Here is an 8,795-nt window from a genome sequence, read left to right on the forward strand (position 1 = left end):
AATTAGCCAGACTCAGGCTCGTGTGTCTGAATCTGCTGTTGGGAAGTAGATGCGTGTTGATAAAACGGACTGGTCAAAATTTCTGACGAAGTCGAGCCGAGTGCCTGCTCCAGAAATCGACTGGCAGCCTGGCACTCTGAGCCCTGGAAGCCGAGGGTTTGCAGAACCGTTTTTCCTTCGGGGGAGATGATGATCTGGATCGTTTTCATACGGCTGCCTCCATTTGCACGGTCAACTGAATCGAGCCATCATGCAATGGACGTTCCATGACGCAGTGGCCCCGTCGTCGGGCTTCCAGGACGGTTTTCTCAACGGCATACCGTTGCAACAGGCGATGCAGATGCTTTTGTTCGCCCCAGCGACCGTTGAAGTTGTCGTAGTGCACCTGGCCCGCTTCAAGGTCGCAGACGACGGGATAATTCCAATCCGGCAATCGGACGGAGTAGCCAGTCGCTTCGCTATTGAACAATTTGACGGTTTCGTGCACAGGCTCGGGGAGACCGAGTTGGCTACAGGCGTTGCGTAAGGCCTGCAGATCGCGGACCTCCGTTTGAATGGTCACAATATGGGACATAAAGATGTGGCTCCTTAAGGGTTAAGAATTGAGATGACCAGACGAGTTAGCTTCTATTGAAGCGGGAATCTCTGGAGCTTGTTCCGAAAGAAGATGTCGTTGCTGTGGCCAAAGTTGTGGCTCGTCCGATGTTAGATCGGTAAGCAATAACTCAGCCACTTCCTGATCAGAAACAGGTTCGCTGGTCTGGCGTAACAACAGCCAGCAGATTGTCAGCGGCAACAGACAGAGGATGATCAATCCGAGATTGCGGATAACCTCTCCCACCAGCGACTCCCAGTAGCGGGACGAAGCCAATTCACGGCGTTCCTGTTCCAGCCGATCACGTTGTTGATCGAGTCCCTCGCGCTGGTTATGGAGCTCCCGCTGAATCGTGACCAGTTCCTGACGGGCCTGAGCATCTGCTGCCACCAACTCACGGGAACCAGCCGCGATTTCTTGTTGCAATGCCACTGTCTGGCGACTCTGCTCGGCTTGTCGTTCGGCATAGCGCTCGGACAGCTCGCTGATCCGCTGATCGGGTTCATCTTCACACCCGCTCATGACGGCCAGCAGACCGATCACGATCACTACCAGACTCTGTTTTAGGGAGATCATGCTTCCTCCAGTGATAAAGAATTCGTTTAAGGATTTCCTGCATCGCCAATCGCAAGCGACGTTCTTTAAGGAACGCCATAATTGCGATCAGCAGCGACAGGGAAACAAAAGTGAGCAGTGTATGTGTTCCGATTGGTAAGGCCTTTCTGAAAGGTTGAGAACTAAAATGGTAAGCCAAGGCGGGAACGCTAAACTTTCCCACAAGTATCTTGCCCCGTTTTTGCCCGAAATTTAGGTGGGATGGGATTTGCCACGTGATATATTGGTCGTTCCTGAGACGTTTTGCGGGGAATGTTCTTTCAATTTGCGGGCGACGAGGCTCGCCAGTAGACGTACAAATTGTCGCGTCGATTCATTGGGATCATTTGAGGGGGCTTGCTGGTTTGATTTCTGCATGTGTGTCCTGTTTGGTGTGTCCGTAAAAAAACGTCACCGACCAAAATTGTGGGTGACGTTTTTTACTTCAAGTTATGGTTAATTATTCGACTCAATACTCTCCAGCAGTTGGTAAAGGCTCAAACCGATAACGGGGATGAAGATGTCGTTTGAGCTTGCCTTCCGCCGGAGGCTCTGTCAGCGGCTGATAGGGATCCTCAATGCCTATGTTATCCATGGATCGTTGGAGTGCGGCGGCTCGCTGAGTCGCTGCCACCGTCAATCCGAGTTGTCCAGCGATCTCTTTTTCCGTCAACTTTCTTTCATCTCCTGAGCGATTACGTAAGTCAACAATCTGGCGACGAAATGCTTCACGCTGCGGCGGATTGAACAGATCAACTTGCAGCCGCTGCTCCAGCGGTTCGCTGAGGGCCTGTTGGGCGATAGTAGACTCCAATAGGTCACCCAGTCGCAACCGAAAACGGGCCCGCAATACGAAGCCTCCTCCATCAAAGAGTTGATGGGGATAGACCGCAATTTTGGGGATCAATTTCTGAATCAGCGTGCGGAACTCCCAACTCTCGATCGCATGCTCTTTGAGACAACCGATCGCCAGACTTTTGAGTTCTTCAATGCTGGGAATCGACAGGTTGACTGGAGCAGGTTTCTGCAGTCGCTTCAGGCACTTTCGTTGATCTTTCAATTCGGATTCAATCCGAGGGATCTCTCGCTGAACAGTCTCACTGGAATTCCCTTCTCGAATAAAGTTCACAAGATTATCCAGTTCACGCTCCAGTTTCTCGATTTGTTGCTGACAGCGAATCCGTTCATCAGGAACGCGTGACTCGATGTTTTCAATCTCTTGACGGACTTCAGCCATAAAGGTGTCATCGAAATCGGGCAACGCTTCCACCGCCTGAAAGACAGCAGCCATGATTTTTTCAGCGGTAAGGGGACCATCCACGGATGCTCCATTCCAACACACGTGTGATCGCGCCCCATCACACATCAGATGATCTTTTTGGCCGTGACCACCAAACACATATTTGCGTCCGCAGATTCCACAGACAATCATTTGACCGGGGAACCGTGTCCGTTTTTTGGAAACATTTTTGCGGGTGTCACGGCCATTGCTTCCATTCCTGGCAAACTTGGCGTTTCGCTCGTCCAAAAGAGCGATCACACGGTCATATCGTTCGGGGTCAATAAACGCCAAATGTGGACATTATCGGTCGTTCCATTCTTCAGGTGGTGTTTTTTACAGACTTACGCCGGCCCGTTTTGTTGATCCTAACAGACTTCTGTCGGCCGCCCTCGCGAATACCTTTCAACTTTGCGTTGCGTGTCACGCGACCAACCATTCGACTATCCCATTCTCCATTCCTTGCGTATGGGCCAACCGGCACGCCAGACTCATTCAACCAATCAGACACATCGGTAAAAGTGGCTCCCTCCTCCAACATCGAAAACCATCGGTCGTAAATTAGCTCAGCCTCAGGGTCTTTCTTGACGTCCAGATCTGATTCGGCTCCTTCTGGCACGATGTAACCGTAGATCATCCGCTCCAAGGCACCGCCGTTCTTCCGTCGATTTTTCAGTGATCGCCTGATTCGGTCAGATGTGTCACGATTGCTGCGTTCGTGATGCCAACTCAACATCATCGCACTGTCGCGCCAGTTGTCATCAAAGGTGTCGACGCGATCGTTGATTGCGATTAATCGCGTGTCCGAGTCTTCACAGTCTTCGCAGACCTGATAAGCGTATTGCCGACGGCAGATCCGGCTCAGGTCCTCGGCAATCACCAGATCGTAGTTGCCTGAATCAATGTAATCACCGAGCCGCAGAAATTCCTCGCGGTCAAGGTACTCTCCGCTGCCCTGACTTTTAATGACGGTACATTCTACAGGCCCTTCGTAGTGTTCAGAGATATAACTATGAACCAACGCTTCCTGATCATCAAGACTTCGTTCATCCTGATGTTCCGTACTGATTCGACAAACCGCAACGACTCGCAGAGTCACGCCGTTACTAGGTAGAAGAGGAATTCTCAAAGTCATCGCTAAGCTCCTTACGGAGCCAACTTGTTCCTACGATTGACACAGTGTGCCAATCAGCATGACAACTCATGAGAAACCCTGGGGACCTGTGACCACAGGTGACTTTCCATAAATACATGTTGAGTTTAGGAGTTGTGACGTAAACGCCTATTCGGAAATACTTTATGGAAAGACATAAGTAGATTCCCTCTCTCTCCGCTTTTCAAACTGCCCCGGCCTCAAATTCCTGTAAAAATAGGGTTTTGAGCGGTGTGGCCAGTTTCGGAAATTGAAACTGTGCCAAAACTGTGTCAAATTTGATGCTTGGTCGAGTCATCAATTGCTTCTCTTGATTCAGAACGGCCGGACTGAACTTCAAGGCCGGTCGATGAAAGCGTTTACGGCGAGGCCGTCTCTGCAGGCGTCGAGGGAGCGGGGATTTGTTGGGGGTGCGTCGTTTCATAATGGTTGTCCTCTTCTTCGAGTTCAGGATCAGTTTCAGAAAGGGTTTCGTAACAGGCTTCGCAATAGCCATCGGTCAGGCAGTTGCTGCAGAAGTCGTGATTGCATTCGTTGCATGTATTGAGGCAATCCCTGCAATGGTGTGTCGAGCACTCCTCACAACATTGCAGGCGGGAACAGCAGAGCGAGTCGTGGCAATTCCGACAGGAATCGCAGCACTGCTGGCAGTAGGGATCTTCACAGCCACTGCAGAGGATGAGGTCGTCATCGCTGCAACTGGTTCCACAATCCAGACAGGGGGTGCCGTACCACTCTTTGAGGGTGACGTAAGCCGAGTCGTCGTTGTACGTGTTGAGTGTGTTGGCGACGATCAGAAAGATGGCAGTTAGCGAGAAGCAGTCGATGGCGGCGAGCGGCATCAGTAATCGTCCTGCATCAACACGGTCGTGAGCGTGTGATCCGCTTCCGTGATGATCCAGAATTTGTGGTGATCTTCAGAGTGATACACCGAGAAGACACGACCGCCCAATTCCAGAGCCAGTTCGTTAGCCTGCCGACCTTCCGGACAGCAGTCCCCCCAGTCGCCCGTCAAATGACGTTTGAGAGCCGTAAAAACTTCAGCGTGAGACAACTGAGCAAGAGCATTGGACGTGATCACAATTTGGCCGGGAGGGAAGCGTAGGCGGCCAGAGGAAGAAGAGTGAGAGTTATCGTTGAACGCAATCATAGAACCTTTCTGTTCAATAGGGCGGAGTGATGTGGTCGATGCATTCAGCACGAAGGAAGGCATTGGACAGAATGGAAAGCAGGATTGCCGGCATGTAGAAGCCAAACAGCAGGTTTGGCAGGCAGCGGTCGTGAATCGATTTACTGAAAGTGGAAAATCAGTTTATAAATTTCAATTGACCGCGAGTGAAGACTGCGACTGAAGAGTTATAGATCTCCATCATTCTATGATGACACGTTTTTGCCAATTGTTTAGCGGAACAGTCGCATTTGTCGAACTGGACCTATTTGTTAAGAACATGCGTTACCCAAGTGTCGATTAATTGAGCGGGAAGGATTACCTGGAGTGCATCGTCGGCCTGTTAGCCAGAGGGGAGTAGGTTCGAGTCACTTCGGGGAGGAGCGATTGATGGGACGTCATGATGGTTGTAGTCTCGTAAATAGATAGAGGCAGCAGCAAACAAATAGTGTCATCAAGCTGCCCGCTCCTATGATAAATGCAGACCAGGGATTAAGAGAAATTGCCTCATTCGATTCGACCTTCAACATCCACTTCCGATCTGCGACGGTGATTAGAAGTTTCTCGGTGTGCGTATATTGGTCGGAGTTTTCGAGTTTGTCTTGATAAAGGACGCGTTCTACTTCGCTGATATCTGTTACGGTGAGCAGTAGATTGTCGGCGGAGATCTGATTTCTCGTATTATTGATAATGTCGGAAACGAGATAAACTGCGACGATGAAGCCGGCGAGGTTCGTATCCTCCAGAGTTGGTGCCTGGAGTATTTCCGATTCGTAGACCGGCAACATGGCTAGGAAAGCAACTTCTTGATGTTCCTGTTGCACGAGCTGAATAGGTTCCGTCAACGAGATATCGTTTCGTCTGACGGCATCCAGCAATCCCTCGTATCGACTGGTTTCTGAGGAAAGGTCGTATCCCAGAGCCGCTTCGTTGCCTGTAAACGGAGAAATATATTGAACAGGAAAATAAACACTGTTCTGACCTGCTGGAACGAGTTCTCCAGCTGGGGTTTTCCAGCGAATACTGTAATCCAGATAACCACTTTTTCGTTCGTTGTCTTCGTGCTTGATACGGTCTTTACTGGCAACCCGTGGTGCCCATTCAATAGCGTGAATGGAAGGGCTGAAGTTGCGGACGGTATCTGCATATTCAACAAATTTCAGCTTTTCCGGGTGATCCAATTGGAAAAAACTCTGTAGTAAATGAAACTTGGCAAACTGGTCTCGAAGTTCCTGTTCCAGAGATAACGAAAGCCGGAAGGCCGTTTCTCGAATTTGAGTCGTTTTCGCTTGCTGCTGCCGATGTTGATAATTTAATGCGGCTAAGCATGACGCTAGAATTCCCAGCAAAAATGTTGTAGTCAGCAAAGTTGCTGCTACAGGGCGACGTTTTCGCCACTTCCCAATCCGTTCCCATAGACTGGGACGTCGTGCAAGTATTGGCTCACCGGTCTGATAACGACGTAAATCGTCTGCAAGTTCGCGGCTTGACTGATACCGCTTTTCAGGTTCTTTTTCGATGCACTTCAGACAGATGATTTCCAGATCAGTGGCGATGGCGGGATTGAGTCGAGTCGGTGCAACGGTATCGCCGTGTAGTATTTGAGTGATCGTTTCGGCAACGCTGGCAGCCAAATAGGGAGGACGTCCGGTTAATGTCTGGTATAGCACGACGCCGAGGCCATAAACGTCAGTTCGCTGGTCAGCCAGTGTTGAGTCGGTAATCTGTTCGGGAGCCATGTAAGCTGGCGTTCCGAGCATTTCTCCAGTGCGTGTCAGAAACGTATCCTGGTTAAAAACTTTGGCGAGCCCAAAATCCATTACGTAAGGGACATCGTTTCGGTCAATCAGGATGTTGTGAGGTTTAACATCCCGATGATACACGTCCATCTGATGGGCATAGTCGATGGCCATGGCAATTGGAATGAGGTACTTCGCAGCTTGTAAACTGGGCAAGGGGCCTGTTTTCAAGACTTCCTGAAGACTACGCCCGTCGACATACTGCATGACCAGGTAAGGCGTTTCGCTATTCGAGCCAACTGAATAGAGACTGACGATATGCGGATGATCTAGTCGAGCAGTCGTACGGGCTTCTGCAGTAAATCGTTCACGTGCAACGCGACTCTGTTGTGGGGCGTCAGTGTCCAGCAACTCTGAGCGGAGGAATTTCAGAGCGACATACCGCTCCGCAGATTTTTCGTAAGCTCGGTGAACAACGCCCATGGCTCCACGACCAAGGCATTCAAGGATCTGGTAACCATCCAGGTTTGCAGGGACTTGTCTGCCAGGCTCCCCGAGCGACGTCTGTTCAACGATCACTCCGGGAATGAGCTGCGGAGTCTTAAATGGATCACTGCTATTCGGCAATCCAGCTTTGTCTGGTACGACTGGTAATATTTGATCGATGATCTGCGAGTATTGTGGATATGTTTTGCGGAGTTCGGCACGGGTTACACCAAGATCGTTCGGAGCAGTGTAATCGATCAGGAGAGCTAGTAACTCCGAGAAAAGTGCTCCTCTGTGTTCTTCGCCAATTTGAAGAAGCAAATCGTCCCATTGAGACTGAGGACTCTGCTTGAGCCGTTCTTCAAAATGATCACAAATCTGATCGATTTGCCGATCGATTTCAATTTTTGGATAAGGTGTCTTCATGGTGCAAGATCAAAACGAATGGCGAAACAACGGTTCCCGACAAGCACGATTCTGGTCGCAGTGAATTCAGATTGAAAGTCTTGACCTGGTTGTGTTTTGCTTAAGCCACGGGGATATCGATATTCAACAATCGCCTCTAATTATCTGATACGGCTTTCGAACACGAGAACTGAGCAAATTATGTCTGCGAGAATCAGGCTGACGAAGTTCATTTATACTATAGAACTCTGAACGGAGTTGAATCGCTTTAAGTTCAATGATGTTGTTGCCATAGTTGATCAGTCCTGCTGCGAACTGTTTTGCAGATACTGAGCCCAGAGAGAGCGAATGAGGCGGACTTTGCGTTCAATCGTGCGAATGCTGCATTGTTGATTGGCCGCCAGTTCTTCGTTTGTATAACCATCGAATTTTGCGATAGCTATTGTTTTGAGTCGTTCATCGCCCAGCTGTTCGATGAGCTGCTGCTTTTGTTCTGCGAGCGTCACAATAATCTCAGGAGAAGGTTCTTCTCCAATGACCTGATTGATGCCGTTTTGGCCGTTGTGATCCAGGCCAGCGAATGCGGAATCTCCCCGTACTAGACCAGAGCCACGGCGTTCACGGTGCGTGTGGCGAATTTGATCGATCACTTTATGAGTGGTCATTAAAACGAGAATTCGCCACAAGTCAGTACGATCTGAGAGTCTCCTGATCTGCCCCTCTCTGACCGATCGAAACAGGCTGTTCATCACTGCGATGGCAACGTCTTCTTCGTCAACCACTCGCATCGTGAAGCCTTTCAGCTTGAACTGAGCAAGTCGAACGACCTTCTCGAAATAGGCGGTCCAGATAATCTCTGTCGCTCTTGAGTCACCGATCTTCAGCGTGCTGATCCAGTGAGTCAGATCAGCTTCAGAATGAGGGCCCGACATTGTATCTCACGTTAATAAAGTACGGCGAGCTGGAAATATTGAGCAAATCCCAGCAAAAATCAAATGATTTGGAAAACTAGTAAATTCACCTAAAAGAATGTCGCTAAATTCGCCCATTTAACGTCCAGATAATAAAGGGGGAGTGAAATTTTCGGACATTTGGGGATTCTCAGGGACGAATTTGTTCCTCAAATCCTGTTTGTGCTCGACTTTGCCATATGACAAAATGTATAGTTTACGCTCGGATACTGTATTGAACAGTTCGTCCCTCAGGTTGAAGTCTATCTCCGCCTCTTCATCCAACATCACATGCGTACTCTATTAATACTGACCGATAAGCCCACTATTCGCAATACCGAATTTCTCTCCGACATTTACAACGTGACTAGCAAGCAAATAGCAAGCAAATAACTGACAGCTATATCTATTAACAGAAATTGAAGT

The 8,795-nt window shown here is 49.4% G+C and carries 11 protein-coding genes; 1 reads left to right on the forward strand and 10 read right to left on the reverse strand.

Features of this window, described 5'->3' with window-relative positions:
• Positions 1 to 2: 2 nt before the first annotated feature.
• The 8 genes from Pan54_RS02285 to Pan54_RS02315 form a co-directional block, all read right to left on the reverse strand.
• Positions 3 to 209 (reverse strand): DUF2997 domain-containing protein, encoded by a 207-nt coding sequence (locus Pan54_RS02285; protein WP_146501956.1) that lies wholly within the window; start codon positions 207 to 209, stop codon positions 3 to 5.
• Positions 206 to 574 carry a DUF1257 domain-containing protein gene (locus tag Pan54_RS02290; RefSeq protein ID WP_146501957.1) on the reverse strand — a complete coding sequence of 123 codons (369 nt, stop codon included), beginning with the start codon at positions 572 to 574 and terminating at the stop codon, positions 206 to 208. Before Pan54_RS02290 ends, Pan54_RS02285 begins: the two co-directional genes overlap by 4 nt.
• Positions 575 to 595: 21 nt before the next feature.
• Entirely contained in the window at positions 596 to 1,171 is a 576-nt protein-coding gene (locus Pan54_RS02295) for a hypothetical protein (protein WP_146501958.1), read from the reverse strand.
• A 231-nt stretch (positions 1,172 to 1,402) separates the two neighbouring features.
• A complete protein-coding gene (locus Pan54_RS25685; RefSeq protein ID WP_165441539.1) occupies positions 1,403 to 1,567 on the reverse strand; it encodes a hypothetical protein in 165 nt (54 codons plus the stop codon).
• A 91-nt stretch (positions 1,568 to 1,658) separates the two neighbouring features.
• The gene (locus tag Pan54_RS02300) at positions 1,659 to 2,729 is read right to left on the reverse strand and encodes a zinc ribbon domain-containing protein (protein ID WP_146501959.1); all 1,071 of its coding nucleotides are present in this window, start codon (positions 2,727 to 2,729) and stop codon (positions 1,659 to 1,661) included.
• A 61-nt stretch (positions 2,730 to 2,790) separates the two neighbouring features.
• Positions 2,791 to 3,603, reverse strand: coding sequence for a recombinase family protein (locus tag Pan54_RS02305; protein ID WP_146501960.1), 813 nt, complete (start codon positions 3,601 to 3,603; stop codon positions 2,791 to 2,793).
• Between the two features lie 377 nt (positions 3,604 to 3,980).
• Positions 3,981 to 4,463, reverse strand: a complete 483-nt coding sequence (locus Pan54_RS02310) for a hypothetical protein (RefSeq protein WP_146501961.1) — start codon at positions 4,461 to 4,463, stop codon at positions 3,981 to 3,983.
• Positions 4,463 to 4,771, reverse strand: coding sequence for a hypothetical protein (locus Pan54_RS02315; RefSeq protein ID WP_146501962.1), 309 nt, complete (start codon positions 4,769 to 4,771; stop codon positions 4,463 to 4,465). The genes Pan54_RS02310 and Pan54_RS02315 overlap by 1 nt, the downstream gene beginning before the upstream one ends.
• Between Pan54_RS02315 and Pan54_RS02320 the strand changes: the two genes are divergently transcribed.
• Positions 4,758 to 4,973, forward strand: a complete 216-nt coding sequence (locus Pan54_RS02320; protein ID WP_146501963.1) for a hypothetical protein — start codon at positions 4,758 to 4,760, stop codon at positions 4,971 to 4,973. The genes Pan54_RS02315 and Pan54_RS02320 overlap by 14 nt on opposite strands.
• Positions 4,974 to 5,187: 214 nt before the next feature.
• On the opposite strand, the gene Pan54_RS02325 is transcribed toward Pan54_RS02320, so the two are convergent.
• A complete protein-coding gene (locus tag Pan54_RS02325) occupies positions 5,188 to 7,440 on the reverse strand; it encodes a protein kinase domain-containing protein (protein ID WP_146501964.1) in 2,253 nt (750 codons plus the stop codon).
• 278 nt (positions 7,441 to 7,718) lie between these two features.
• A complete protein-coding gene (locus tag Pan54_RS02330) occupies positions 7,719 to 8,351 on the reverse strand; it encodes an ECF-type sigma factor (RefSeq protein WP_146501965.1) in 633 nt (210 codons plus the stop codon).
• Positions 8,352 to 8,795 lie beyond the last annotated feature (444 nt).

Source organism: Rubinisphaera italica (assembly GCF_007859715.1).
Lineage (GTDB): Bacteria > Planctomycetota > Planctomycetia > Planctomycetales > Planctomycetaceae > Rubinisphaera > Rubinisphaera italica.

Bases quoted from the DNA above. Each gene is read 5' to 3' on its own strand.
- Pan54_RS02325 (WP_146501964.1), bottom strand. From the start codon at position 7,440: ATGAAGACACCTTATCCAAAAATTGAAATCGATCGGCAAATCGATCAG.
- Pan54_RS25685 (WP_165441539.1), bottom strand. From the start codon at position 1,567: ATGCAGAAATCAAACCAGCAAGCCCCCTCAAATGATCCCAATGAATCG.
- Pan54_RS02330 (WP_146501965.1), bottom strand. From the start codon at position 8,351: ATGTCGGGCCCTCATTCTGAAGCTGATCTGACTCACTGGATCAGCACG.
- Pan54_RS02315 (WP_146501962.1), bottom strand. From the start codon at position 4,771: ATGATTGCGTTCAACGATAACTCTCACTCTTCTTCCTCTGGCCGCCTA.
- Pan54_RS02295 (WP_146501958.1), bottom strand. From the start codon at position 1,171: ATGATCTCCCTAAAACAGAGTCTGGTAGTGATCGTGATCGGTCTGCTG.
- Pan54_RS02285 (WP_146501956.1), bottom strand. From the start codon at position 209: ATGAAAACGATCCAGATCATCATCTCCCCCGAAGGAAAAACGGTTCTG.
- Pan54_RS02290 (WP_146501957.1), bottom strand. From the start codon at position 574: ATGTCCCATATTGTGACCATTCAAACGGAGGTCCGCGATCTGCAGGCC.
- Pan54_RS02305 (WP_146501960.1), bottom strand. From the start codon at position 3,603: ATGACTTTGAGAATTCCTCTTCTACCTAGTAACGGCGTGACTCTGCGA.
- Pan54_RS02310 (WP_146501961.1), bottom strand. From the start codon at position 4,463: ATGCCGCTCGCCGCCATCGACTGCTTCTCGCTAACTGCCATCTTTCTG.